Source organism: Bradyrhizobium sp. USDA 3311, assembly GCF_054062495.1.
Genome location: NZ_JBSSFI010000001.1, coordinates 5,770,369 through 5,794,386, shown reverse-complemented (window position 1 = coordinate 5,794,386; position 24,018 = coordinate 5,770,369). Strand labels below are relative to the sequence as shown.

The window sequence follows — 24,018 nt, the reverse complement described above, 5'->3', positions numbered from 1 at the left end:
ACGACATGAGCGACGTCATCGACAACAAGGCCCATCACCGTTTCGAGCTGGAGGTGGAGGGATATCTTGCGACCGAACATTACAAGCTCGACGGCAACGTCATCACGTTCGAGCACACGGACGTACCGAAGGAGCTGGGCGGCAAGGGCGTCGGCTCGAAACTAGTGCAAGGCGCGCTCGATCAGGTCCGCGCCGCCGGCTTGAAGCTGATCCCGCAATGCCCGTTCGTGAAGGCGTGGATCGAGAAGCACCCGGACTATGCGGATCTGGTGAAGAGATGAGCGAGCGCAGGCCCACCGATCGCGCGGCGGGCCTGCCGAAATCCGCAGCCTATTGCCCATGCTTCAGCAAATCCTGGTCACTCATGTCCCAGTCCTGCCACAACTGGAGTACGCCGAGGATCACCGCCACTGCGCCCAGACTGGTGTGGTAGATCCGGAGAAAACCTTCGCCGGAATAGCCAAGCACCAGGGGCGAGACAATGAGCCACAGCCCGACCAGGATGGTCGCCACCTCCTGCCAGCGCTGCAAGGCGACATATTCGAGCTGGCTGAGGCCAAATACGACGAGGCCGACTGCGACCGTGTTCAGGACCATCGTGTCGTGTCCGGCAATCCCCGAGCTATCCTGGATTGGGAACCACGGCGACGCAGCGATCAGCGCACCGAGCAGCATCCCGCACCAGTCTTCCCATGTTCGATGAGTATTCAAGAAACCAAAGTCCGACATCGTAACCTCCTGCAAAAGAGGCATACGTCTGCGGCTGGCGATCACGACACTCCGAATGTCTAGCGACCGTGCCGGCCGCATTCGGGCGTATGTCCTCTCAAGGACGTGGGAACCGCGGTGGAACTTGCAAGAGCGACACTGAGGATTTTTTGCGGTCGCCACGTGACGTCCAACGGGTCAAGAATTCACACCGGCTACAGCGCCCCAAGCTTTCGCAGTGCATCATGCGCGACGGGCAGTCCGGGCCGCAACTCCAGCGCCTTCCGGAAATCTGCAATCGCGCCCTGCTTGTCGCCGAGCCGCAAGCGGGCCTGCCCGCGGTTGTTCCATGAGAACACGTCGGACGGATCGTATTGCAGCGCCTTGTCGTAGTCGGCGAGGCCGCCCTTGTTGTCGCCCTGGAAGAGACGGATCATGCCGCGATTGCGCCAGCCGCGCGCATCTGTCGGAGCGATGCGGATCGCCTCGCCATAGTCGGCGGCGGCGCGGTCGAGCTGCTCGTTGTCGCGATACACGTTGCCGCGGTCGATATAGGCGAGCAGATCGGGCGCAAGCTTGATCCGCATGGTGTAGTCGGCGAGCGCATGCGCCGTGTCGTGCTTGCGGGCGTAGACGAAGCCCCGATTGGCGTAGGCGGTGGCATAGTTGGGATCGCGCTTGATCGCCGCGTCAAAATCCGCAATGGCACCGTCGAGGTCGCCCTTGTTGAAGCGCGACTCGCCGCGATTGCTGTAGGCGAGCGCCCGCGACGGATCGAGCTTGATAGCCTCGTCGTAATCGGCGATGGCGCGATCATAGTCGCGCTTGAAGCTGTAGACGCGGCCGCGGTTGTTGTAGGCGCAGGCGTAGGCCGGATCGAGCCTGACCGCCTCGTCGAGATCGGACAGCGCGGCATCGAGCTCGCGTTTCTCGGTGAGGCCATGGCCGCGGTTGCAATAGGCGCCGGCGAGCCTGCGGCCGGTCTCGCTCTTCGTGTCAATGACGCTCGAGCAGGCCGCGACCCGTTCGTCCGGCGTGCTCGTCAATCCGACGCAGGCGTCCCAGGCCGGACCGCCTTCGGCCGACGCCGGCGCTGGCGCCGTCGAGGCGAGCGCAGCGAGCAACGCCATGATGCTGAGCGGGACGCGCATTTTCCGGGTATCTCCCCTGCGGCAACCTCCCTTGGTCGCACCTTGGCAAGGGCGGGTTCAGGCGCCTAGATCAGAGCGCAGACATCGCTTCGGAAGGATTACGCATGGCGGCATCGGTACGCGACAACAAAGACAGGAGCCGCTTCGAGCTCGATGTCGGCAGTGACATCGCCTTCGCCAATTACCGGCTGACGCCGTCGGCGGTGATCATCACCCATACCGAGACGCCGCGCGCGCTGCGCGGCCGCGGCATCGCCTCCGAGCTGGTCAAGGGCGCGCTGGATCTGATCCGCCGCGACGGCAGCAAGGTGATCGCCGGCTGCGGCTTCGTCGTCGACTATCTCGACAAGCATCCGGAGGACGCGGACCTCGTTGCCTGAACGCAAATGGGCCCGCGATCTCGCGGGCCCTTGGCTGCGTCCGAGCGATCGGTCAGTGCTTGATCTCAGGCGGCAGCTTGCCGCCATTGGCAGCGAGCTTGGACATCACCTGCTTGTGCAGCCAGACGTTCATGCTCGCGGAATCGTTGGTGTCGCCGCTGTAGCCGAGCTCCCGGGCGAGATCCTTGCGCGCGGCGAGGCTCGAGTCGATGTCGAGCGCCTTCATGAGATCGACGATCGAGGTGCGCCATTCCAGCTTCTCGCCCTTGTGCGCGGCGACCGCCTTGTCGACGATGGCGGCGACGTCGACGGACGCCATGGGCGCGGCTGCCGGCGCCGATGCGCCCGGCGCGGCCCCTGCGGGGGCACCGGCCGGCGCTGCGCCACCGGCAGGCGCGGCGGAAGCCGGTTGGCTACCGAAGATCGCGCTCATGATTTTCCCGAAAATGCTCATGTCTTCTCCCCGAAAAGGATCCGTTGGAAGGGCCTTGAGTGGCACTTATAGACGAAGTTTCTGCGTTGCGCCCGCGGATCATGCGAACCGACAACCAGCATCAGCTTATCTGCGGCGAAATGACGGCCGATGACATCGTCGAGGTTGCGGTGCGGCATCGAATCTCACCCAAGCGTGAGGGACAGGACTCGGAATTGGGAGTACGGTTTCTGTTCAGCTCGCGATGCCTTCCGGAATTCGCGCTTGGTTGGGATCGCGATCATCCAAGAAAAGCGGCCGCTTGCGCCGTTTGCCGGCGCCGGATGCGGCCGCATGGCAAGGGAGCTAGCGACCATGGCCACACTTTACCAGGGCAATGTCCCCACAATGGCCCCGCCCGCTGATGCGGCGGGACCAATCATCCGGACGATCCAACTGTCCGACCTGCATGACGCGCTGAGGCGCGGCTGGGAGGATTTCAAGGCGGTTCCGAGCCACGCCATTATTCTCTGCGTGATCTACCCGGTGCTGGGCCTCGTGCTCGCCCGCGTGGTGATGGGCTATTCGGTGCTGCCGCTGTTGTTTCCGCTGGCTGCGGGCTTCGCGTTGATCGGGCCGTTCGCTGCCTTGGGTCTCTACGAGCTCTCGAGCCGGCGCGAACGCCATGAAGAGGCCAGCGCCTGGGATGCCATGGAGGTGCTGCGCTCGCCTTCGTTCGGGGCCATGCTCGGTCTTGGCACATTGCTGCTCGCCCTGTTCGTGACCTGGGTTGCAACCGCACAGGCGATTTATGTCGCAGCCTTCGGCTATGAGGGCGTGACCGGGATCTCGGACTTCATTACGCGCGTGCTGACGACCCGGCAGGGCTGGTGGCTGATCGTGGTCGGCTGCGGCACCGGATTCGTGTTCGCGCTCGCGGCGCTCTGCATCAGCGCCGTGTCGTTCCCCCTGATGCTCGACCGCCATGCCGGCGCGTTCGATGCCATGGTCACCTCGCTGCGCGTTGTCGCAAAAAACCCGGTGCCGATGGCGGCCTGGGGCCTGATCGTGGCGGTGTTGTTGGCGCTCGGCACGATCCCGGCGTTCCTGGGGCTCGCCGTGGTGATCCCCCTGCTGGGCCATGCCACCTGGCATCTCTACCGCAAGGTGATCGTGTCCGATCCTGGTGCCCGGCCTGTGCCGCCTCCGCCGCATCGTCCGCGCAAGCCCGCCGCCGACTTCCCCGCCAACCTCTTCCCGTGGCGGAATCGGACAGACGCCTAACGATCTCGTGACATCCGGTCCTGCCCGGCTCCGGGCGGGACCGGCCCCCGTCATGCGCCTTGCTTTGGCCGCGGTTCCGACCGAGATTGCACCTCGCCGGTCAGATCACTTCACGGAATCCATTTCATCTGATGACCCCGACGATTTCTCGTCTCGCTCTCGCAGCCTTAGCCCTCACCACGTCAATCCTCTCCGCCCAGCCAGCGCTCGCCGCCGTTGCCTGCGGCTCGGGCAATTTCGACGCATGGCTTGCTGACTTCAAGACCGACGCCGCGGCCAAAGGCATCTCACAGCAGGCCATTGCCGCCGGGCTCGCCGGCGTGACGCTCGATCAGAGCGTGCTCAACCGCGACCGCTCGCAAAAGGTCTTCACCCAGACCTTCGAGGAGTTTTCCGGCCGCATGGTGCCGCCGCGCATGACGCGCGGTTCCAACATGATGAAGCAGTACGGCTCGGTGCTGTCCCGCATCGAGCAGACCTACGGCGTGCCAGGAGAGGTGCTGGTCGCGATCTGGGGTCTGGAGACCGATTTCGGCGTCAACACCGGCAAGTTCGCAACCATCCGCTCGCTGGCGACGCTGGCCTATGACTGCCGGCGCGCCGAGCAGTTCCGCGGCGAGCTGATGGATGCGCTGCGCATCGTCCAGCGCGGCGATCTTGCACCCGCCGACATGAAGGGCGCCTGGGCGGGCGAACTCGGCCAGACCCAGTTCATGCCCTCGTCCTGGATGAAATACGCCGTCGATTTCGACGGCAACGGCAAGCGCGATCTCCTGCACAACGCGCCCGACGTGCTCGCCTCCACCGCCAATTACCTCGCCGGTTATGGCTGGCAGCGTGGCAAGGATTGGCAGCCGGGAAGCCCGAATTTCGCGGTACTACAGCAGTGGAACAAGAGCGAGGTCTATTCCAAGACCGTCGCCTATTTCGCCACCCAGCTCGCGCGCGCCCCTTAAGATCCCCTGCATAAAAGCGTAGGGCCGATCGCCCGGCGACCGGCCCTCTCTTGAAGCGTTTACTTGCCCATGGTGGCGTGCATCGCCTTGTTCAGATGCGCGCCGCACGCACCCATTTTGCCGTTGAGCAGTGAGTCCTGCGCCGCCGCGATCTCCTTCTGCGCGACGAACTTGCTGTCGCCGTCGGCCATGTTCTCGATCGCGGTCTCCGTCTTCTCCAGATTGGATCCGCTGCAGCCGCCCATGGCGTGCTTGGCGGCCTGGGCCGGCGCGACGGCGAACGCGACGGCGGCAATGGCGATAACCCCGAGTAACTTCGTCATGATGTTACTTTCCTTCTCTTCTTCTTGGGACAGACCCAGCGACATTGCCGGAATCTGCGACACGACTTTGCTGCCGACGCGGCAACTTGCCGCAATAAATTCCCCGCGAGAATTGCGTGATGTTGCGCGCCGCGCAGAGCCGCATGCGGAAATTCTGATTTTCATTACAACCTTGTAATCAAGCGCACACACCCTTGGCGTGTATACACCGCATCAACGACGAACGCGCTCGGCTCCCGGGCGACCGGCGCTCGATATCCGGCTTCGCCGCAAGCCGTTCGGCGGCTCCAGTGGGGCAGGATCTAGCGAATCGCCGCTCCCATCCCCCGGCGTCGGCGGACTCCGTCAGGCCGGCGTAATTCACAAATGATATGAATATTTATTCATTTCTACATCATCTCGCTTCATGCGATTCGCGCATGCGGACTTGGGCTTACAAGCTGCCGCATCGCCTTGCTGGTCACCGGAATGAAACATATTTCGATCATCACGGGAACCGCAGGGGTCGGCATAAACCCGTGATCTCACGGAGATTTATTGCAATCTACAACGGCTGGCGCCCAGCTCTTGGGCGGGACTGCCAAGAGGTTAATCGCCCCTTACCGATGCCATGCGTCCATCGCTTAGCTGCATCGCAACATCGGAACTTTCGCAGTGCACCACTCTCACCTATATTCATTTCAACGATGACGCCCGGGCAAGGGCTGAATCGAACTACAGGAGACTACCAATGCTGCTCTCGCTCATCCGCATGATCCAGGCCTTCCGGGACTATCAGCGCAATGTTGCCGAGCTGTCCCAGCTCAGCGATCGCGAGCTGGCCGACATCGGCCTCGATCGCTCGGACATCCCGCGCGTTGCCGCCGGTCAGTATCAGGGCTGATATCCTTCAGCCCTTCACCGGACGAACCGATAGCGCCCGCCTCGTGCGGGCGTTGTCGTTTCTGATGGCAGAAAACTCGATCTCGGCGATTCCACTGACCGCCGAAAAGCGCTACCTGTCCGCCCCATGACAGGACCCCATTCCAATATTGTGCATGTGATCGGCGCGGGCCTTGCCGGCTCGGAGGCAGCCTGGCAGGTCGCCAAAGCCGGCGTGCCCGTGATGCTGCACGAGATGCGGCCGGACCGCATGACCGAGGCGCACCGCACCGACGGGCTCGCCGAGCTCGTCTGCTCCAATTCATTCCGCTCGGACGACGCCGCCAACAACGCCGTCGGCCTGCTCCATGCGGAGATGCGCCGCCTCGGTTCGCTGATCATGCGCGCGGCCGATGCAAACCAGGTTCCCGCCGGCGGTGCGCTGGCGGTCGATCGCGACGGTTTTTCGGCGGCCGTCACCAAGGCGCTGAACGACCACCCCCTGATCGAGATCGCCCGTGGCGAGATCGCAGGCCTTCCGCCGGCCGACTGGGGCAACGTCATCGTTGCGACCGGGCCCCTCACCTCCGCACCGCTGGCCGATGCCATCCGCGAACTGACCGACGAGAACGCGCTCGCCTTCTTCGACGCGATCGCGCCGATCGTGCACCGCGAATCCATCGACATGTCGGTGGCCTGGTTCCAGTCTCGCTATGACAAGGTCGGCCCCGGCGGCAACGGCGCCGACTACATCAACTGCCCGATGACCAAGGAGCAGTATGAGGGCTTCGTCGCCGCGCTGATCGCCGGCGAGAAGACCGAGTTCAAGGAGTGGGAGACCAACACGCCCTATTTCGACGGCTGCCTGCCGATCGAGGTGATGGCGGAGCGCGGCCCCGAGACGCTGCGCCATGGTCCGATGAAGCCGGTCGGCCTCACCAATCCGCACGATCCGACAACGAAGGCCTACGCGATCGTGCAGCTGCGCCAGGACAACAAGCTCGGCACGCTCTACAACATCGTCGGCTTCCAGACGAAGCTGAAATACGGCGAACAGCAGCGCATCTTCCGCACCATTCCCGGGCTGGAGAAGGCCGAGTTCGCTCGCCTCGGCGGCCTGCATCGCAACACCTTCCTCAACTCGCCAAAGCTGCTCGACGGCCAGCTGCGGCTGCGTGCGCAACCGCGGCTGCGCTTTGCCGGACAGATGACGGGCTGCGAGGGCTATGTGGAGTCGGCCAGCGTCGGCCTGATCGCCGGCCTTTACGCAGCAGCCGATGCCCGCGGCGAGACGCTGGCGAGCCCGCCTGCCACGACGGCGCTGGGATCGCTGCTCGGACACATCACCGGCGGCCATATCGAGACCATCGAGCCCGGCACGCGCTCGTTCCAGCCGATGAACATCAATTTCGGCCTGTTCCCGCCGCTTGCAAGCGCTCCGACGAAAAAGCCCGACGGCACGCGCCTGCGCGGCAACGAGAAGACGGTGGCCAAGAAGCAGGCGATGAGTGCACTGGCGCTTGCCGATCTCGATCGCTGGATCGCCGATCATTTGCGCATCGCCGCAGCAGCGTGAGTTGTCGATGAGCCTCCCCAAAGACGACGCCGCGACGCTCTCGGCGCGCTGGACCGAGGGCGTCCTGCTCAAGCGCGACGTGTTCTCGACCGTCGAGCGCGGCCGCTTTCGTGCCGACACCGGCGAGGTCGATGCCGTGCTGCGCCGGCTCGACGAGGTGCCGTGGTGGTCGTTCCTGCTGGCCCGCCATCTGTTCGCGCGCGAGAAGCATGCGCTCGCCCTCGCCAAGGGCCTGAACGTCGGTCCCGAGCTGCTGTGGGCCGGACGCCGGGCGCTGGTGCGCGGCTTCGTCGACGGCGTCGCGCTGCATCTGGCAAAACCGCATGGCGACCTCGCCTATTTCCGCTCGGCCAAGGCGGCGCTGCGCCGGCTGCGCCGCGCCGGCATCTGCCACAACGATCTTGCCAAGGAGCAGAACTGGCTGGTCGGCCGCGACGGCCGCGCCTATGTGACCGACTTCCAGCTCGCCGCCTGCTTTGCGCGCCGCGGCCGGCTGTATCGCATCCTCGCTTATGAAGACCTCCGGCACCTGCTCAAGCACAAGCGCTCCTACGCGCCCGAGGCGCTGACGCCGCGCGAGCGCAAGATCCTGGCGAAGAAATCATTTGCCGCGAGCCTGTGGCTCGCCACCGGCAAGAAGGTCTACCGGGCGATCACGCGCGGCCTGTTCAATTTCACCGATCGCGAGGGCGGTGGGCGCCGCCTCGTCAACGACGCGCCGGTGCTGGCGGAGCTGATCCGCAAGAATCCCGCCGTGCGCGACACCGCCATCGTCGCCTTTGCCGACCGCCGTTCCGGCGTCGGGCTCTATGCCTTCGTCGAAGCCGATCAGGCCACGCTCGAAGGCCAGCTCCGCAGCGAGCTCACGGCCGCCAAGGGTCCGAAACCGCCGGAACACATCCAGGTGGTGCATGCACTGCCGCGCGACACCAGTGGCAAGCCGCGCACCGAGATCCTGCAACTGGTCGCCATGAACCAGCTCGACCTGATCGAGCCGATGATGAAGAACGACCAGGACCGCGCTTTCCTCAAGGACATTCTGGAGCAGCGCAAGAACCTGCGCGACCGCTTCAATTTCGAGGCGGACCTGCCCGCGGGCTGACGGAAGCAATGCGCCTTGAAGCGTCCACATTGGCGATAGAGAAGCAGTCGGATAACGCAGGCGTGGCGGGGTCATGAGCACTCGGGGGACGATGAGGCATCGCGTGGTCGGCGGCATGATCGCCGGCCTTCTGCTGTTGGCAGCGACGCCCGCAATGGCCGAAACCCCGGCCGAGCTGATCTCCAGCTTCCGCCTCAAGCACGGTGAAGTTCGCGTCGTCCGCGATTCAACCCTCGACCGCATCGCCATGGACCAGGCGCGCGCGATGGCGGCGAAGGACGACCTCAGCCACGACGCTCTCGGACCGTTCAACCGCCGCGTCGCACCGGCCGGCGCGGGGCGCGCCGCCGAGAACATCGCCTATGGCTACGACAATTTCGAGAAGACGCTCGGACAGTGGATCGACTCGTCCGGACACCGCAAGAACCTGTTGCTGCACAACGCCTCCCGCGTCGGCATCGCCAGCGCCAAGAATGCCAGCGGCAAGCGAACCTATTGGGCCATGGTGATCGCAGGCGACTACGAGCCGAAGGGCAAGGGCAAAGGCAAGAAGGACGGGGAGCCGCTGGTTGCCGTGAAGCGCGAGGCCGCGCCCGCGAAGAAGCCAAAATCCAGCGAGTGCCACATCAAGCTGCTCAGCCTCTGCATCTGAGACGACACGCTGCGCGGCAACCACTGTTGCGTGCGCTCCTCCGGCCGGCCAATATGCCATGCCGCTGTCTTGGACCAATTCGAGGCGATCAATGGCCAAAAAATACACCGCTCAATGCGCCTGTGGCGCCATCAAGTTCGAATTCGACACCGATCCGTCCTTCATCGCCAATTGTCATTGCAACGACTGCAAGCGCGCCTCGGGCGGCGAGATGGCAACTTTCTTTGCCGTGCCGGAGGATGACTTCACGCTGCTCAGCGGCAAGCCGAAGGCCTTTCACTACGTCGCGAACTCCGGCAAAGGCCTCGACCGCAACTTCTGCCCCGAATGCGGCTCGCGGGTGTTCACCTCCAACCTCGACAGCTTCCCCAAAACGGTCTTCGTTCAGTTGGGAAGCCTCGACCGGCCCGACCTGGTCGCACCGAAGCTCGAGATGTTCACCAAACGTCGCCTGCCGTGGAATACGCCGCTCCACCTGCCGCAGTTCGAACAGATGCCGCATTGACGCGGCCAAAGCGCGAGAGCCCCGTTTGATCGACATCGACCAAATACGCATCGACACACCGGCCGCTGAGCGGATCGCCTATCTGCACAACGCAGGCGCGGCGCTCATGCCGGCGCCCGTCGTCGCGGCGATGAAGGAGCATATCGACCTCGAGAGCGAGATCGGGGGCTATGCCGCCGCCGACCGCGAGGCGCGCCGGCTTGATTCAGTCTACAGCTCGGTAGGCCGGCTGCTGAATGCCGCGCCCAACGAGATCGCGCTTCTGGAGAACGCGACAGTTGCCTGGCAGATGGCATTCTATGCGCTTTCGTTTCGCAAGGGCGATCGAATCCTGACCGCCGAGGCGGAATACGCCGCCAACTATGTTGCGTTTCTTCAGGTCGCAAAGCGCACGGGCGCGATCATCGAGGTCGTGCCGAGCAATGCCAGCGGCGAGCTCGACATCCACGCCCTCGAACGCATGATCGACGAGCGCGTGAAGTTGATCGCCATCACCTGGGTTCCGACCAACGGCGGGCTGGTCAATCCCGCGGCGGCCGTCGGCAAGATCGCGCGGGCGCACGGCATCCCCTATCTGCTCGACGCCTGCCAGGCGGTTGGCCAGATGGCCGTCGACGTCGAAGCCATCGGCTGTGACATGCTGTCGGCAACGGGGCGCAAATTCCTGCGTGGCCCGCGCGGCACCGGCTTTCTCTATGTCCGCCGCGGGCTGCTGCAGCGGCTCGAGCCGCCGATGATCGACCACTTCGCGGCGCCCTGGGTCTCGCGCGATCAATATCGGCTCCGTGACGATGCGCGCCGTTTCGAGACCTGGGAGAACAATTACGCAGCGCGGCTCGGGCTCGGCGCTGCCGTCGACTACGCGCTCGAAATCGGCATGGGCCCGATCGAGCAGCGCTGCCGCCTGCTGGCGGACCGCCTTCGGGGCGGCCTCGCTTCCGTTCGCAGCATCACCATTCGCGACCTCGGACGCACACCAGGCGCCATCGTCAGCTTCACGATGGACGGGTATGAGGCGGACGCGATTGTCAGTGGTGCCGCTGCCGCCGGCATCACCATCGGTGCTTCACATCCGTCGAGCACCCGCATCGACGCCGAGATCCGGGCGCTGCCGCCGCTCGTGCGCGCCTCCCCGCATTATTACAACACCGAAGCCGAGATCGACCGGCTGATCGGCCACCTCGCGGGCCTGACGCCGCGATAGCGGACGGCCGCGCCGCTCAGGTGCAGCGCGCGCTCAAGCCGGAAGCACTGAGCCTCGCCATGACCTCGTCGAGATGGGCGCTGTCGCGGGTCTCGATCACGAGTTGCAGTAGCGTCGCCTTGGCCGGCAGGTCGGAGAAGGTCCGCTGATGCGAGACCTCGATGATGTTGGCGCCAGCCTCGGCCAGCAGCGCAGCCACCGCCGCCAGCTGCCCGGGCCGGTCAGGAATGTCGAGGGACAACTGGGTCAACCGTCCCTCGCGCGCCAGTTCGCGGGTCAGGACGGAGGCGATCAGCCGCGTGTCGATATTGCCGCCGCTCAGCACCAGGCCGACCTTCTGGCCGGCAAAGCGGGACGGGTCGGACATCAGCGCGGCAAGGCCGGCGGCGCCGGCGCCCTCGACGACCGTCTTCTCGATCGAGATCAGGGTCGCGACCGCGCGCTCGAGCTCGGCCTCGTTGACCAGCGCGATGTCGTCGACGAGGCGCCGGACGATTTCAGTCGTGATCTTGCCGGGCGACTTCACCGCGATGCCCTCGGCGAGCGTATCGCCGCGCGCCGGCAGATTGCCGTCATGGATGGCGTTGTACATCGAGGGATAGAGCCAGGCCTCGACGCCTAATATCCGCAGCGATGGCTTGATCGATTTCGCGGCAATACCGATCCCGCTGATCAGGCCGCCGCCGCCGATCGGGACAACCAGCGTGTCGAGCTCCGGCACCGCCTTCAACATCTCCAGCCCGACGGTGCCCTGCCCCGCGATCACAAGCGGATCGTCGTAAGGGTGGACGAAGATCATGCCGTGAGCTTCACCGTGGCTGCGCGCAAACGCGGCCGCCTCCTCCAGCGTCGCGCCCGTCACCACCACCTCCGCGCCGTGGTGCTTCGTGTTCTCGATCTTCACCATGGGCGTGCCGACCGGCATCACGATGGTGGCGGGAATGCCGAGCCGCCTGGCGTGATAGGCGACGCCCTGCGCGTGGTTGCCCGCCGACATGGCGATGACGCCGCGCATACGCTCCTCCGGCGTCAGCGCGGTGAGGCGGTTGAGCGCGCCGCGCTCCTTGAACGAGGAGGTGAACTGGAGGTTCTCGAATTTGAGCCAGATGTCACAGCCGCAGATGTTGCTCAGCGTGCGGCTGTAGCTGCAGGGCGTCTCGACGACGGCACCGCGGATGGTCTCGGCGGCTGCCTGAATGTCACCAGGCGCGACCGGAAGGCCGCTGAGATCGGAGGACGTGGTTTGGGACAAGTCAGCCATGGGACAGCATAGAGCATTTGCCCGGCTCGGGCGACAAGCCAACCGCTATTTGGTAAATTCCCGGGAACGTGAAGCCCGCCAGAGCGTCCACAGCGTGCGCAGCCGCGACGAAGGCTGCGGCGCAAACGGATTGCGTCCCGGACGCGCCAGGCGCTTGAGGTCGGCCTGCGCCTGGCTCAGCGGCAGGAACGCCGGCCGCACCGACGACGGCACCTGCGCCAGCAGCGACGAGGCTGTCGTCGCATGCTGCCGGGCCTCACCCGCAAGCTGCTCGAGCACCGCATGGAGGTTGGGCGTCTGCCTGCTGGCGAACACATCCTCCATGTTGCAATTGTGGCTCGCCAGCACCTGCTGCGGCAGGAACAATTGCCGGTGCGCGGCATCGCGCGGCAGGTTGACGATGACCTGCACGATGCCCTGCGCTAGCCCGGCATGACGGGCAAGGTGCTCGACCGCCTCCGACGGCGGCCCCATGATCCGTCCCGCGAGCATGAACAGCGCCGATGAGGTCGCGGCCAGATAGCCTTCCAGCGCCGCCATGGTCGGCATCGGATCGTTGTAGAGATCGAACTGATGCTCGTCGGCGAGCAGCGACAACGGCTCGACCGGCAGGTCGAAATCGCGGATCGCGCGCAGCAGCTCGGCCGCCACCGGATTGCCCTCGGCGCTGCCATGGACATGGCCGGCAAGCATGTCGGTCCACCATTGCATGCGGATCTCGCCGGGCAAGGGCTGGCTCACCTGGTCGCGGACCCGGACGATCTCGACATTGAAGGCATAGAGCGCGAGCAGCGCACGGCGCTCGGCGGCGGGCGCGAACAGGGTCGCGACATAGCGCGGAAAATCGTGGCTGCGCACGAGATCGGCGCAGAAGGCGACGGAATCGGGCGAAGGTGCAGCGCTGCTCATGGCACGGCGATCAGCGCGGCCGCAACGCGGCGCCGTTCGCCGATCATGATGTTGTAGGTGCGCACGGCCGGGCCGGTCTGCATCGTGTCCAGCACCACCCTCACCGCCTTCAGGGCCTGCCGCAGCGCCGGCGGCGGCAGCCAGACCCCGGTTCCGGTACCAATCAGGAGCGTATCGATGCTGTTGGCGGCCGCGAAGACCCGATCCAGCGAATAGCGGTCGATCTTCGCGGGGTCCGTCACATCCCAGGCCCAGATCGCGTCAGGCAGGCAGAGCAGCGATCCCCGATGCGACATGCCGGCAAAGGCGAAGCCGCCCTTGCCATAGGCCTCGATCGGCGCCGAGCGCGGGAAATGCGGTGCGTTGGGATCGCCGGCCATGAGGTTCGTCCGAATGGGCTTACTGCCCTCGCAAACGCGTGCGAGGGCGTGCGGTTCGGATCATGCCTTGTTTTTCTTCGCCGGCGTAGCCGTATCCGGCGCATCTTCGCGATGCTCGCCGACGCCGAGATAGATCAGGATCGGCGCCGCGATGAAGATCGAGGTGTAGGTGCCGACCAGCACCACGCCGAACATCATCACCGCGGTGAAGCTGTGGATGGCGTGACCGCCGAACAGCAGCAGCGCGAGCAGCGCCAGCGTCACCGTGACGTGGGTGATGATCGAGCGCGACAGCGTCGAGTTGATGGACTCGTTGAGCAGCTGCGGCATCGGCATCTTCTTGTAGCGCCGCAGCATTTCACGGATACGGTCGTAGATGACGACCGTGTCGTTGAGCGAATAGCCCAGAATGGTCAGAAGCGCGGCGATGCTGGTCAGGTCGAAATCGACCTGACTGATCGACATGAAGCCGATCGTCAGCACGATGTCGTGCACGTTGGCGATCATGGCGCCCAGCGCGAACTGCCATTCGAAGCGGAACCAGAGATAGATCAGGATCGCGACGATCGCGAGCATCAGGCCGAGCATGCCGTAGGCCAAGAGCTCACCGGCGACGCGCGGACCGAGCACCTCGACGCGGCGGTACTCGATGGAATCGCCGAGCGCGGTACGGACCTTCTGCACGGCCTCCTGCTGGGCGGTATCGCCGCCCGGCTGCTCCGCGACGCGGATCAGGACGTTCTCGGGCCCGCCGAACTGCTGGAGCTGGACCTCGCCCAGACGCAAGCCATCCAGCGTCGTGCGCATCGCCGCGATGTCGGCGGCGCCGGACTTGGCCCGCACCTCCAGCAACGTGCCGCCCTTGAAGTCGATACCGAGGTTCAGGCCGTGGGTGAAGAACAGCGTGATGGCGACGATCGACAGCGCCGCCGAGATCGGGAAGCTGATGCGGCGGAATCGCGTGAAGTCGAAATGCGTGTTGTCCGGGACGATGCGCAACGACGGCAGCAAGCCAAGGGCCGCGACCACGGTGAGAATAGTGATGAGGACGCCGAGCCCGATGAGAACGGTGTGATTCACAATCAGGCTCCTAGATCGGCACGCTCTGCGGCCGCTTCCACCGCACCCACCCGGCGACGATCAGCCGGGTCAGGGTGAAGGCGGTGAACACCGTGGTGATGATGCCGATACCGAGCGTCACGGCGAAGCCGCGCACCGGGCCGGTGCCGATGTAGAACAGCACCGCGGCGGCAATGAAGGTGGTGATGTTGGAATCGAGGATGGTCGCGAGCGCCCGCTTGAAGCCGGCGTCGATCGCCGAGATCGCGTTACGGCCGCCGCGCAGCTCCTCGCGGATGCGCTCGTAGATCAGCACGTTGGAGTCCACGGCGATGCCGACGGTGAGCACGATGCCGGCGATGCCGGGCAGCGTCAGCGTGGCGTTGAGCAGCGACAGCAGGCCGAAGATCATGGCGACGTTGATGGCCACCGCGATGTTGGCGAACACCCCGAACAGCCGATAGGTCACGAGCATGAAGATGATGACCAGGATCGAGCCGACGTAAGCCGCAAGCTCGCCCTTCTCGATCGAGTCCTGGCCAAGGCCCGGACCGACGGTGCGCTCCTCGACCACGGTGAGCGGCGCCGGCAGCGCGCCGGCGCGCAGGAGGATCGCGAGATCGTTGGCCGATTGCACGGTGAAATTGCCGGAGATCTGGCCCTGACCGCCGGTGATCGGCTCGCGGATGACGGGCGCCGAGATCACCTTGTTGTCGAGGACGATCGCAAACGGCAGCCCCACGTTTTCCTGCGTGGCCTGCGAGAACTTGCGCGCGCCCGACGTGTTGAACTTGAAGCTGACGACCGGCTCACCCGTGCGCTGGTCGAAGCTCGCCTGGGCATCGGTCAGGTCGCCGCCGGCGACCAGCACCTGCTTCTTGACCACGTAAGGTGTGGGCGGTGGCGAGGCGCTCATCAGCAGATCGGATTCCGGCGGCAACCTGCCCTGCTGCGCCTGATCCGGCGGCACGGAGGTGTCGACCATGCGGAATTCCATCTTCGCGGTCTTGCCCAGCAGTTCCTTCAGGCGGGTCGGGTCCTGAAGACCGGGGACCTGCACCAGGATGCGGTCGTTGCCCTGGCGCTGGATGACGGGCTCGACGGTGCCGAGCTCGTTGACGCGGCGCTCGACGATCTGGATCGATTGCTCGATGGTCTTGCGCATGCGATCGAGCATCGCGGCCTGCGGGATGCTCAGGCGGATCACGCCGCCACCGGCATCGGTCACTTCAAGGTCGCGTTGACCGCTGGAGCCCATCAGACCGCCGAGCGGCTGGGCCAATTCGCGCAGCTTGGCGAGCGCCGGCTGCACATCGGTTTCCTTGGTGATGCGAACCTCGGCCGCGTCGTTGCGCACGGTGACGCCGCCGGTGAAGCCGATCTTGGCATCGCGCAGCGTCCGGCGAACGTCGTCGCGGACCTGGTCCAGCCTCTCCTTCTTCACATAGTTGGAATCGACCTCAAGCAGCAGATAGGAGCCGCCCTGGAGGTCGAGGCCGAGCACGAGCCGGCGCTGCGCCCAGGCGGGCCAGGTCTTGACCTGTGCCTCGGGGAAGAAGTTCGGGACCGCGCAGAGGCACACGATCAGCGCCGTCAGGATAATCCCCAGCGCCCTCCACCGCGTGAAATACAACATCGACTGGACCTGTCAGATCAGGAGACTTGAGATGCTCGCGGAAGCGTTCACTTCGACGCGGCGTCGTCCTTGGCGGTTTCCTTCGCGCTATCCTTGGATTCCTTCGCCGGCTCGCCCTTGGCGCGCACGCCCGAGATCATCTGGCGCATCTGCCGGACGCGGACGCCGTCGGAAATCTCGAACTCGATCTGGTCGTCGTCGACGACCTTGGTGACCTTGCCGACGAGGCCGCCCGAGGTCACGACGGTGTCGCCGCGACGGATGTTCTTCACGAGGTCGGCGTGGTCACGGACCTTCTTCTGCTGCGGACGCAGAATCAGGAAGTACATGATCACGAAGATCAGGGCGAACGGCAGCAGCGACATCAACATGCTGTTGGTGTCGCCGGCGCCCGCGGCCTGGGCATACGCAGGGGTAATCAGCATTCGGACGATCCTCGTGACAACGGGGGAAAGCCGGTCAGGCCCTCAAAGGCGACCGGCTCGGTCAAATTCGCGCGGACTATAGCGGCCACCGCCCCAATTGCAACGCTGCCAGCCCACCCTTTTGGTCACCTTGCGGCGCGCCGTCAGGCCCGATAAGGCTGCATTCTCAGGAACTTCGGACATGCCCAAAAAACCAAGCAAAAGCCCGGCCGGCAAAGGCCCCCGTACCCCTGCCAGGAAGCCTGCCCGCGTCGCGGCAAAACGCCCCACGGCAGCCTCCAAGGCAGTCTCCAAGGCGATCTCCAAGGCAGCCCCTGACCTCAACCAGGAGCGGATCGTCCTCGCCCTCGAGACCATTGCGGCGCACCTCTCCGCCCAGGGCAAGCCGGCGGCCGAACCCGAGTCGCTCGACCGGGCGGATGCCTATGTCTGGCATCCGGATGGCCGCCTCTCGGCGGTGCCGCGGGTCAGCCGCGTCGAACTGTTCCTCCTCAAGGGCGTCGACCGGATGCGCGACATCCTGATGGAGAACACCGAGCGCTTCGCAGGCGGCCTGCCCGCCAACAACGCCCTGCTCTGGGGCGCGCGCGGCATGGGCAAGTCGTCGCTGGTCAAGGCCGCGCATGCCAGCATCAATGCGGACCGCAAGCCGGCCGACAAGCTGAAGCTGATCGAGATCCACCGCGAGGACATCGAGACTTTGCCCGCGCTGATGGAGCAGCTGCGCGCCTCGTCCTTCCGCTTCATCGTGTTCTGCGACGACCTCTCCTTCGACGGCAATGACGCCTCGTACAAGTCGCTCAAGGCCGTGCTCGAGGGCGGCATCGAGGGCCGGCCCGAGAACGTCATCCTCTATGCCACCTCCAACCGCCGCCACCTGCTCGCACGCGAGATGATCGAGAACGAGCGCTCGACCGCGATCAATCCCGGCGAAGCGGTCGAGGAAAAGGTGTCGCTGTCGGATCGCTTCGGCCTCTGGCTCGGCTTCCACCGTTGCAGCCAGGACGAATATCTCGCCATGGTGCGCGGCTATTGCAGCCATTTCGGCATCAAGGTCGATGGTGAGGCGCTGGAGCGCGAGGCGCTGGAATGGTCGACCACGCGCGGCTCGCGCTCGGGCCGTGTCGCCTGGCAGTTCGTGCAGGAGCTTGCGGGACGACTGGGCGTGAAGCTCACGGCGCAGTAGCGGTCGGATCGCAACCCACTTACGGCTGTCTTTCCCCGAAGGCGGGGAATCAAGGGCGCGTGCGCATAAAAACCGGTTATGGCGGCGTGTAGGGATCTGGGGTGCCAAGTTTGATCGGAGGGTACTTCTTGAAGCTCGCTTCCAGTTCTCCGATGATTTTCACTGCGGGATCGGCGACCCAGGAGTTTTGCGCGGCAACATCACGCTCCTCCTTCCGGTCGGTCAGTAGATTGATGACTCTCGGCAAGGGCAATTTCTGCGGCGTGGCGTACATAGTTTCCTGCCAGATCAAATGGACTTTCCAGTTTCGCCATTTGACGGCTGACAGCCGGTCGGCCACATAGGCGGGGAAGCCTTCGCGGTTAGAGGTCTCCTGCTTGCCCAAAAAGAAATCTAGCTGATCCACGCCGTCAATCGCGCGATCCGTAGGGACCTCTGCGCCCCCGACCCGCGCAAGTGTCGTGAAGAGGTCGACGATGTGAACGATTTCGTTGCTGACGCGGCCCGCCGGCACCTTGCCGGCCCAGCGAATGATGAACGGTGCCCGCAGTGAACCTTCCATCGCCGTGAAGTAAGTTCCGCGCCAAGGTCCGTTGTCACCCTCCCAGGGGTTGGTTGCCTCCGGGCCATTGTCGCTGGCGAATATCACAAGCGTGTCGTTTTCGATTCCTGCTTGCTTGATGGCATCGAGGATTTGCCCGGTGCGGTAGTCCATTTCGGCCAGGCAATCGGCCCAATCGCCGTTGCCGGTTCTACCCGCGAACTCAAGATTTGGAAGCGTCGGCATGTGAACGTGCGCGAACGGGACGTAGGCATAGAACGGCTTGCCTGAGCTCGCGTTGCGCTTGATGAACTCCACCGCACGGCTGGTGATTTCCGCGTCCATGGTGCGGCGGTGATCCACATCCAGCACGGCGACCTGTCGAGGTTTATCGCCCTTGCGTGCTTCATAGATATGTTGAGGGTGAACGACTTTCGCATTCCAACCCTGCCTGTTTCCGACCGACGGCCACATGCTTCGTGTCTCGTCCAGGGACGGCCACATCGCCTCGTCATACGTGCGCGGGATGCCATACCACTCGTCGAAGCCCTGATTGGTAGGCATCCGGTCTTCGGCGCTGCCGAGATGCCATTTGCCCCACATCCCGGTCGCGTAGCCCTGCCCCGACAACAGCTCCGCGGTCGTGATCTCCCACTGTGTTAATCCGTCGGGGATGCCGCCGATCGGAACTTCGTACGTTCCGGAGCGGATGGCAAAGCGTCCTGTAAGCAGGGCCGATCGGGACGGCGTACACTGCGCTTCAACATTGAAGTTGAGGAGGCGGGTGCCCTCACCGGCGAGCGCGTCAATACGTGGCGTGGGCGCGCCGCGGAGGATACCGCCGCCATATACGCCCAACTCGCCGTAGCCCAGATTATCCGCGAGGATGACGACAATATTGGGATTCTTAGGTTGCTGCGCTGCGGCAGGCGCGCTCGCAATCGCTATGGCGGCCACTGATGCCAACGAACCGAGCCAGATGGTTTTGCTCTTCGGCATTTTTTGCCCTCAGATCAATAGGCCACCTTCCGACCAAGCTCGGCACCAATTCCCTACGTGCCGCTAGAGCCGGTTGCCGGTTTGTGCCTTTCTCCAGTTGATCCCCTACTTCGTCACCCTGTGCCGGGTCGGCGCAACGGTGCTTTCAGGTGCGGCGGGCGAAATCGCAAAGGTCAGCCAGGTATTCCAGCCCGACGGCCGGTTCGCCGCCTCGAATTCGCCATATCCCTTTATGTTCAGATATCCCTGCATGCCGCCGATCGGAAAAAGATAGCCGAACTGCGGACCGATGCCGAAAACTCGCGACCTGAATCCGCCAAGGGCCGGCAGTCCGCCGGTATCGTTGGAGACCTGCTGATAGGAATAGCCGACCAGACCTACGAAGGCCTGCTTTGAGAGAAATTTCGACGCGCCCCAATCGAAGTGGAAATCGACGCCGCTCTGAACCAGCGTGTCCGGGTTCTTGAAGTTGTATGTGAAGCCGCCGACGCCGGAGAATTCATATCCCGTCATCGGGTTGAGGTAAGTGTAACCCCCGCCTGCGTCGATGGCGCCATGACCGATACCGATGTTGGAGAGGCGGCTGGGTTCATAGGCGCCGACTGGAATGTCGCCGGTCACATAGGTCATGTAGTTGTGGACGCCGTCGTGCCACTTCATCGAGACCATGGGATAGAGGTCGCCGAACCCGGTGAGCGAGTCCGATATGCTTCCCGTGCGGGTCGCCGAAATCGGACCGAACCCGGTCGTCAGCGTGCCATCAAGGGTCGTGCTGTTTCGGCCGTAAACGCCCATGACACCGACGGACAATTGCCCGCCGAGGACCGGCGTCGCGAACGTATACGTCGGAGCCAGAAACAGCAGGTCTGGCGGCGCTTTGAGATTTACGTTCAAGTTGACATTGACGTTCGGAGAGAAGCGGCCAATCTGAACTTCTCGGGCCGCTGCGGCAGCACCGGAGGCGGACACACTGGTGTGGTAATAGATCGTCCCGAGGGACCAGCCTGGGGCGGTGGGTGCCGCTGCCAGACTGCCGAACAGCCCCGGGACCCAGAACGAGATGCCGCTCTCGTCGGCGCTCGCGATTTGCGGCGAAAACGTGAGAGCTGCAACCACAACCGCGCTGAGCAGGGTCGGTTGAGAGGCACCCGCAAATTCCAACGTGGGCTTCATCTGCAATCTCCTAGCGGTTCGACGGATGCATCGAGATTTGGCGGTCGCGAACCCACCTTCCGTTTTAAGACCTGGTCCCGTCATCAGGCCTAAGCCTATCTCGAGACCGAAGGAATCGGAGCTTCGTCTACGGGCTGTAAGTAAGGCATGCTCCAGACCCGATGTCCGTTGTGAATTGGCCACATCTAAAAATATAGTCGGGTGCTATGCCAACGGCGTGCATTGAGCTTAATGGCTGGCTGCGCACTGCATTCGCGCAGCCGTGGGTCTTACGATTTCACCTCTAATCAAACGAAAAGATACTCTTCCAGTCGTTCTTCATGTCCACAACGGTCCACCTGTTCAGCGCTGCAGCATCGAGAGCGACATCGAGCTTGCCGAAATGTGATTGGCGATCGTAGGCATATTCGCGTTCCGCATCGGTATGGTGGACGATCAGGCCGAACCGCGCGCCACTGGTACCGAGCGTCGCCCATTGCAGCATTTCGAGGTCGCCATCGGAGTTGCCGAAGGCGGCGATCGGACGCCGGCCGATGTGGCTATTGATCCCGATCGGTTTGCCGGCCTTGTCGTCGATGAAATCGATATCCGGCAAGCGAAATAGAACCGGCGTGCTGTCGCGCATCTCATACCGGGTCTTGATTGACGATCCGACGACCTGCTCGGGAGGCACGCCATAAATCGCCTCGGTCCATGGTCGCATGAATTCGACGCCGCCACCTGACACGATGAAGGTCTTGAAGCCGTTGGTGCGGAGGTAAGCGAGCAGTTCGAGCATAGGCTGATAGACAAGTTCGGTATACGGACGCTTGAAACGGCCATCACGCGCGGTCGCAAGCCAGTCTGTGACGATCTTCTCAAACTCCGCCGTCGTCATGCCGGCGTGAGTTACCGCCAGCAGCTCGGCCACGCCCTTCTCCCCGAAAGCTGCGAGCGCCTTCAAGTCGCCATTCAGCACTGCCGCGAAGGGCTGCTTGTCCTTCCATTCCGGATGCATAGGCGCAAGGACCTTCACGCGATCCAGCGCAAACGCCAGTTGCACATACATCGGCTGTTCGATCCAAAGCGTGCCGTCGTTGTCGAAGGTTGCGATGCGTTGATCGGGGGGCACGAAATAGGGTCCACCGTTCTCCGTGACCCGTGCGACGAAGTCGACGATCGAGGCTTTCGTCGGGCCCTCTTTCCAGGACGGCAGAGGACCGGCTTGCGTCTGGGCCATGGCGGACGTGGAACGCAGAGCGGCAGATAGAAACGGAAGCATCGCCAGAGACGAGAGCAGTGCGCGCCGGTCAAGGCGTGATCGCGTGATCTGTTTCATTGTCGATCCGTTTCGATCGTGCGGTCCCTACTGGCCATCATTGAAGCGGCCACAAGCGAACTTCCGCTCAGCAGCAGATCGCGGCGTTTCATTCCGCCGTCCGATTACGGCGGAACGTCGTGGGATTCTTCTGGCGGACGCTTGTTACTCATGACGTGCCCCTCCTGTTGTTATGCAATTGGCTCTGTTCGCTTGATGCATCGGAAGCGGACGTGGCTTGTGGAGGTGCCGACCGGTCCGGCGCGGCCTCCTTGATCACTTTGCTCGCGATTCCGTTGGCGGGCGCCCTATGTCGGGCGCCCGCATCAAGCATCCGAGCTACTGGCTCGGGTGCCCCTGACCCTTCTTGAGCTGTTCCATGACCTGATCCAGGTTGTAGCTCGCGGGATCCTGAAGGGGTGGGAACTCCTTGTAGGATTCCAGCTCCTTCAGCCACAGCACCTGCCCGATGGGCAGCAGGTTCCAGTCGTATATGTAAGCCGTGACCGGCCCGGCGAGCGCGCCGCTGAACCAGAAACTCGCCTTTTTCTCATCGCCCCACGACGTCTCGAATGGATCGCGCTTGAGGTTAACCATGCCGGCTGCGAACTGGGTCTGGACTCCCGGCGAGAGGAAGCCCGTCGCGGTTTCGGGCGCGATCGCGAAATACATCTTCCAATTCTTGTAGCGCACCGCCGACGGGTGGCTGCTGGAATAGTAGAAGAAGGTATCGCGCGCCGACTTCTCCGAACGTCCCGAGAGGTACTCGGTCTGGTCGAAGCCATCGAGCCTGGTCTTGACGATGCCCGGATAGGCGCCGGCCATGATCCGCTTGTTCAGCGCATCGCCCTTGGCTCCGCCGGCGATATTGACAAGCGTGGGCAGCCAGTCGAGCGACGCGAAGATGTCGTTCTTGACCGTTCCAGGTTTGATGACACCCGGCCAGCGAATGACACACGGAGCGCGCATGCCGCCTTCCCAGGTGTTCATCTTCGAGCCCTTGAACGGGGTCGTGCCGCCGTCCGGGTAGGTGAACGTCTCGGCGCCGTTGTCGGTGGTGAACACGACGATCGTATTGTCGAGTTGGCCCATGTCCTGGAGCTTCTTCAGCACGTAGCCAATGTTGTCATCCATCTGCTTCATGCCGGCTTCGTTGACGCCCCAGTCCTTGCCACCCGGTTCGCCGACCATTGCCATGTACTTGTCGTTAAGCACGGTCGTCACATGCATGCGCGCCGGGTTGTACCAGACGAAGAAAGGCTTGCCCGTCGTCTTCGGGTCGTTGCGATCGATGAAGTCGATGACCTTGGCCGAGATTTCCTCGTCGACACCCTTCGATCGCTCGAGCGTCAGCGGGCCCTGGTCGATGCACTGCTGAGTCCTGGATGTACCATCCGACTTGCACGACAGGACGTTGCGCGGAGGCGTCAGGCAAACCGTCGTTAGCGGATCGACCGCGCCCGGTACTTCCGGGATACCGGGGATCGGCGTATTCTTGCATGGCGGGGCAACCGTCTGCTGGGTCGGGGACTTGTTGATGTCCGGGAAGCTCACGCCCTGCATCGCATCGAGGTGATATAGGTAGCCCCAGTATTCCTGGAAGCCATGCGCGGTCGGCAGCGCGTCGGTGTGGTCGCCGAGATGGTTCTTGCCGAACTCGCCGGTGTTGTAGCCGAGATCGAGCAGGAATTTCGCGAGGGACGGGGTGCCGGGCCGCAGATAGGACGGGCTGCCGGGCAGTTGCGGAGGTATCATCCCGGTGCGCAGCGGATTCATGCCGGTGAAAAAGGCATTGCGGCCGGCCGTGCAGCTCTGCTCGGCGTAATAGTGCATGAAGATCGCGCCTTCGTTGCCGATGCGATCGATGTTGGGCGTTTCCCCGACCATCAGGCCGCGGTGGTAGATGCTCGGCTGCATCCAGCCGATGTCGTCGCCCATGATGAAGAGGATATTGGGTTTCTGTGCCGGCTGTGCGGTTGCCGGCGTGCTGGTCGGCCCGGACAGCGACATCAACATCGTCGCGCCAAGCAGCGATGCG

General features: G+C 63.9%; 25 protein-coding genes. 11 read left to right on the top strand and 14 right to left on the bottom strand.

From position 1 onward, the window contains the following. Nucleotides 1-5 precede the first annotated feature (5 nt). Entirely contained in the window at nucleotides 6-281 is a 276-nt protein-coding gene (locus tag ACVWW6_RS27745; RefSeq protein ID WP_028171864.1) for a GNAT family N-acetyltransferase, read from the top strand. Between the two features lie 49 nt (nucleotides 282-330). Here the strand turns inward: ACVWW6_RS27745 and ACVWW6_RS27740 are convergent, their stop codons facing one another. Both ACVWW6_RS27740 and ACVWW6_RS27735 read right to left on the bottom strand, forming a co-directional pair. Further along, complete coding sequence (locus ACVWW6_RS27740) at nucleotides 331-729, bottom strand: SPW repeat protein (RefSeq protein ID WP_038967269.1); 399 nt, start codon at nucleotides 727-729, stop codon at nucleotides 331-333. Nucleotides 730-923: 194 nt separating this feature from the next. After that, complete coding sequence (locus tag ACVWW6_RS27735) at nucleotides 924-1,859, bottom strand: tetratricopeptide repeat protein (RefSeq protein WP_456681717.1); 936 nt, start codon at nucleotides 1,857-1,859, stop codon at nucleotides 924-926. A 104-nt stretch (nucleotides 1,860-1,963) separates the two neighbouring features. On the opposite strand from ACVWW6_RS27735, the gene ACVWW6_RS27730 reads away from it, so the two are divergent. Continuing rightward, the gene (locus ACVWW6_RS27730; protein WP_456681716.1) at nucleotides 1,964-2,239 is read left to right on the top strand and encodes a GNAT family N-acetyltransferase; all 276 of its coding nucleotides are present in this window, start codon (nucleotides 1,964-1,966) and stop codon (nucleotides 2,237-2,239) included. A 52-nt stretch (nucleotides 2,240-2,291) separates the two neighbouring features. On the opposite strand, the gene ACVWW6_RS27725 is transcribed toward ACVWW6_RS27730, so the two are convergent. Further along, a complete protein-coding gene (locus ACVWW6_RS27725; protein WP_028171860.1) occupies nucleotides 2,292-2,693 on the bottom strand; it encodes a DUF3597 domain-containing protein in 402 nt (133 codons plus the stop codon). Between the two features lie 333 nt (nucleotides 2,694-3,026). Between ACVWW6_RS27725 and ACVWW6_RS27720 the strand changes: the two genes are divergently transcribed. Next, nucleotides 3,027-3,935, top strand: a complete 909-nt coding sequence (locus ACVWW6_RS27720) for a DUF2189 domain-containing protein (protein WP_456681715.1) — start codon at nucleotides 3,027-3,029, stop codon at nucleotides 3,933-3,935. A gap of 131 nt (nucleotides 3,936-4,066) precedes the next feature. Further along, on the top strand, nucleotides 4,067-4,891 hold the full coding sequence (locus tag ACVWW6_RS27715) for a lytic murein transglycosylase (protein ID WP_011087492.1): 825 nt from the start codon (nucleotides 4,067-4,069) through the stop codon (nucleotides 4,889-4,891). 59 nt (nucleotides 4,892-4,950) lie between these two features. On the opposite strand, the gene ACVWW6_RS27710 is transcribed toward ACVWW6_RS27715, so the two are convergent. Continuing rightward, a complete protein-coding gene (locus ACVWW6_RS27710) occupies nucleotides 4,951-5,277 on the bottom strand; it encodes a hypothetical protein (protein ID WP_028171858.1) in 327 nt (108 codons plus the stop codon). A 667-nt stretch (nucleotides 5,278-5,944) separates the two neighbouring features. Between ACVWW6_RS27710 and ACVWW6_RS27705 the strand changes: the two genes are divergently transcribed. The 6 genes from ACVWW6_RS27705 to ACVWW6_RS27680 all read left to right on the top strand — a co-directional run bounded on the left by ACVWW6_RS27705 (nucleotide 5,945) and on the right by ACVWW6_RS27680 (nucleotide 11,114). Continuing rightward, on the top strand, nucleotides 5,945-6,097 hold the full coding sequence (locus ACVWW6_RS27705) for a DUF1127 domain-containing protein (protein ID WP_007590701.1): 153 nt from the start codon (nucleotides 5,945-5,947) through the stop codon (nucleotides 6,095-6,097). A gap of 126 nt (nucleotides 6,098-6,223) precedes the next feature. After that, entirely contained in the window at nucleotides 6,224-7,651 is a 1,428-nt protein-coding gene (gene trmFO, locus ACVWW6_RS27700) for a methylenetetrahydrofolate--tRNA-(uracil(54)-C(5))-methyltransferase (FADH(2)-oxidizing) TrmFO (protein WP_011087495.1), read from the top strand. 7 nt (nucleotides 7,652-7,658) lie between these two features. Further along, complete coding sequence (locus ACVWW6_RS27695; RefSeq protein ID WP_028171856.1) at nucleotides 7,659-8,753, top strand: serine/threonine protein kinase; 1,095 nt, start codon at nucleotides 7,659-7,661, stop codon at nucleotides 8,751-8,753. Nucleotides 8,754-8,826: 73 nt separating this feature from the next. After that, entirely contained in the window at nucleotides 8,827-9,405 is a 579-nt protein-coding gene (locus ACVWW6_RS27690) for a CAP domain-containing protein (RefSeq protein ID WP_011087497.1), read from the top strand. Nucleotides 9,406-9,496: 91 nt separating this feature from the next. After that, nucleotides 9,497-9,910 carry a GFA family protein gene (locus ACVWW6_RS27685; RefSeq protein WP_304568439.1) on the top strand — a complete coding sequence of 138 codons (414 nt, stop codon included), beginning with the start codon at nucleotides 9,497-9,499 and terminating at the stop codon, nucleotides 9,908-9,910. A gap of 25 nt (nucleotides 9,911-9,935) precedes the next feature. Then, nucleotides 9,936-11,114 carry an aminotransferase class V-fold PLP-dependent enzyme gene (locus ACVWW6_RS27680; protein ID WP_375761871.1) on the top strand — a complete coding sequence of 393 codons (1,179 nt, stop codon included), beginning with the start codon at nucleotides 9,936-9,938 and terminating at the stop codon, nucleotides 11,112-11,114. A 16-nt stretch (nucleotides 11,115-11,130) separates the two neighbouring features. Here ACVWW6_RS27680 and ACVWW6_RS27675 read toward each other — a convergent pair whose 3' ends face one another. From ACVWW6_RS27675 to yajC, 6 genes are read right to left on the bottom strand one after another with little or no spacing between them, the layout of a single operon-like run. Beyond that, nucleotides 11,131-12,375, bottom strand: coding sequence for a threonine ammonia-lyase (locus ACVWW6_RS27675; RefSeq protein WP_011087499.1), 1,245 nt, complete (start codon nucleotides 12,373-12,375; stop codon nucleotides 11,131-11,133). Nucleotides 12,376-12,420: 45 nt separating this feature from the next. Further along, complete coding sequence (locus tag ACVWW6_RS27670; RefSeq protein WP_456681714.1) at nucleotides 12,421-13,284, bottom strand: phytoene/squalene synthase family protein; 864 nt, start codon at nucleotides 13,282-13,284, stop codon at nucleotides 12,421-12,423. Next, nucleotides 13,281-13,664, bottom strand: coding sequence for an Mth938-like domain-containing protein (locus ACVWW6_RS27665; protein WP_011087501.1), 384 nt, complete (start codon nucleotides 13,662-13,664; stop codon nucleotides 13,281-13,283). The genes ACVWW6_RS27670 and ACVWW6_RS27665 overlap by 4 nt, the downstream gene beginning before the upstream one ends. A gap of 60 nt (nucleotides 13,665-13,724) precedes the next feature. Next, nucleotides 13,725-14,744 (bottom strand): protein translocase subunit SecF, encoded by a 1,020-nt coding sequence (gene secF / locus ACVWW6_RS27660; protein WP_011087502.1) that lies wholly within the window; start codon nucleotides 14,742-14,744, stop codon nucleotides 13,725-13,727. Between the two features lie 10 nt (nucleotides 14,745-14,754). Then, nucleotides 14,755-16,359 carry a protein translocase subunit SecD gene (gene secD / locus ACVWW6_RS27655; RefSeq protein ID WP_011087503.1) on the bottom strand — a complete coding sequence of 535 codons (1,605 nt, stop codon included), beginning with the start codon at nucleotides 16,357-16,359 and terminating at the stop codon, nucleotides 14,755-14,757. Nucleotides 16,360-16,406: 47 nt separating this feature from the next. Continuing rightward, nucleotides 16,407-16,784, bottom strand: coding sequence for a preprotein translocase subunit YajC (gene yajC / locus ACVWW6_RS27650; RefSeq protein WP_028171851.1), 378 nt, complete (start codon nucleotides 16,782-16,784; stop codon nucleotides 16,407-16,409). 181 nt (nucleotides 16,785-16,965) lie between these two features. Between yajC and ACVWW6_RS27645 the strand changes: the two genes are divergently transcribed. Continuing rightward, nucleotides 16,966-17,970: an ATP-binding protein gene (locus ACVWW6_RS27645; protein ID WP_456681713.1), complete on the top strand. Its 1,005-nt coding sequence runs from the start codon at nucleotides 16,966-16,968 to the stop codon at nucleotides 17,968-17,970. A gap of 76 nt (nucleotides 17,971-18,046) precedes the next feature. Here the strand turns inward: ACVWW6_RS27645 and ACVWW6_RS27640 are convergent, their stop codons facing one another. From ACVWW6_RS27640 to ACVWW6_RS27625, 4 genes are all read right to left on the bottom strand, one after another. Continuing rightward, a complete protein-coding gene (locus ACVWW6_RS27640; RefSeq protein WP_456681712.1) occupies nucleotides 18,047-19,510 on the bottom strand; it encodes an arylsulfatase in 1,464 nt (487 codons plus the stop codon). A gap of 105 nt (nucleotides 19,511-19,615) precedes the next feature. Further along, nucleotides 19,616-20,683: a SphA family protein gene (locus ACVWW6_RS27635; RefSeq protein WP_456681711.1), complete on the bottom strand. Its 1,068-nt coding sequence runs from the start codon at nucleotides 20,681-20,683 to the stop codon at nucleotides 19,616-19,618. 283 nt (nucleotides 20,684-20,966) lie between these two features. Next, on the bottom strand, nucleotides 20,967-21,944 hold the full coding sequence (locus ACVWW6_RS27630; protein ID WP_456683184.1) for an HAD family hydrolase: 978 nt from the start codon (nucleotides 21,942-21,944) through the stop codon (nucleotides 20,967-20,969). A 375-nt stretch (nucleotides 21,945-22,319) separates the two neighbouring features. Next, the gene (locus ACVWW6_RS27625; RefSeq protein WP_060913105.1) at nucleotides 22,320-23,996 is read right to left on the bottom strand and encodes an arylsulfatase; all 1,677 of its coding nucleotides are present in this window, start codon (nucleotides 23,994-23,996) and stop codon (nucleotides 22,320-22,322) included. Nucleotides 23,997-24,018 lie beyond the last annotated feature (22 nt).

Coding starts and splice junctions, on each gene's coding strand:
- ACVWW6_RS27715 (WP_011087492.1), top strand. CDS start 4,067: ATGACCCCGACGATTTCTCGTCTCGCTCTCGCAGCCTTAGCCCTCACC.
- ACVWW6_RS27705 (WP_007590701.1), top strand. CDS start 5,945: ATGCTGCTCTCGCTCATCCGCATGATCCAGGCCTTCCGGGACTATCAG.
- ACVWW6_RS27635 (WP_456681711.1), bottom strand. CDS start 20,683: ATGAAGCCCACGTTGGAATTTGCGGGTGCCTCTCAACCGACCCTGCTC.
- ACVWW6_RS27645 (WP_456681713.1), top strand. CDS start 16,966: ATGCCCAAAAAACCAAGCAAAAGCCCGGCCGGCAAAGGCCCCCGTACC.
- ACVWW6_RS27675 (WP_011087499.1), bottom strand. CDS start 12,375: ATGGCTGACTTGTCCCAAACCACGTCCTCCGATCTCAGCGGCCTTCCG.
- ACVWW6_RS27670 (WP_456681714.1), bottom strand. CDS start 13,284: ATGAGCAGCGCTGCACCTTCGCCCGATTCCGTCGCCTTCTGCGCCGAT.
- ACVWW6_RS27745 (WP_028171864.1), top strand. CDS start 6: ATGAGCGACGTCATCGACAACAAGGCCCATCACCGTTTCGAGCTGGAG.
- trmFO (WP_011087495.1), top strand. CDS start 6,224: ATGACAGGACCCCATTCCAATATTGTGCATGTGATCGGCGCGGGCCTT.
- ACVWW6_RS27630 (WP_456683184.1), bottom strand. CDS start 21,944: ATGCTTCCGTTTCTATCTGCCGCTCTGCGTTCCACGTCCGCCATGGCC.
- ACVWW6_RS27730 (WP_456681716.1), top strand. CDS start 1,964: ATGGCGGCATCGGTACGCGACAACAAAGACAGGAGCCGCTTCGAGCTC.
- ACVWW6_RS27665 (WP_011087501.1), bottom strand. CDS start 13,664: ATGGCCGGCGATCCCAACGCACCGCATTTCCCGCGCTCGGCGCCGATC.
- yajC (WP_028171851.1), bottom strand. CDS start 16,784: ATGCTGATTACCCCTGCGTATGCCCAGGCCGCGGGCGCCGGCGACACC.
- ACVWW6_RS27690 (WP_011087497.1), top strand. CDS start 8,827: ATGAGCACTCGGGGGACGATGAGGCATCGCGTGGTCGGCGGCATGATC.
- secD (WP_011087503.1), bottom strand. CDS start 16,359: ATGTTGTATTTCACGCGGTGGAGGGCGCTGGGGATTATCCTGACGGCG.
- ACVWW6_RS27640 (WP_456681712.1), bottom strand. CDS start 19,510: ATGCCGAAGAGCAAAACCATCTGGCTCGGTTCGTTGGCATCAGTGGCC.
- ACVWW6_RS27685 (WP_304568439.1), top strand. CDS start 9,497: ATGGCCAAAAAATACACCGCTCAATGCGCCTGTGGCGCCATCAAGTTC.
- ACVWW6_RS27720 (WP_456681715.1), top strand. CDS start 3,027: ATGGCCACACTTTACCAGGGCAATGTCCCCACAATGGCCCCGCCCGCT.
- ACVWW6_RS27740 (WP_038967269.1), bottom strand. CDS start 729: ATGTCGGACTTTGGTTTCTTGAATACTCATCGAACATGGGAAGACTGG.
- ACVWW6_RS27735 (WP_456681717.1), bottom strand. CDS start 1,859: ATGCGCGTCCCGCTCAGCATCATGGCGTTGCTCGCTGCGCTCGCCTCG.
- ACVWW6_RS27625 (WP_060913105.1), bottom strand. CDS start 23,996: ATGTTGATGTCGCTGTCCGGGCCGACCAGCACGCCGGCAACCGCACAG.
- ACVWW6_RS27725 (WP_028171860.1), bottom strand. CDS start 2,693: ATGAGCATTTTCGGGAAAATCATGAGCGCGATCTTCGGTAGCCAACCG.
- ACVWW6_RS27695 (WP_028171856.1), top strand. CDS start 7,659: ATGAGCCTCCCCAAAGACGACGCCGCGACGCTCTCGGCGCGCTGGACC.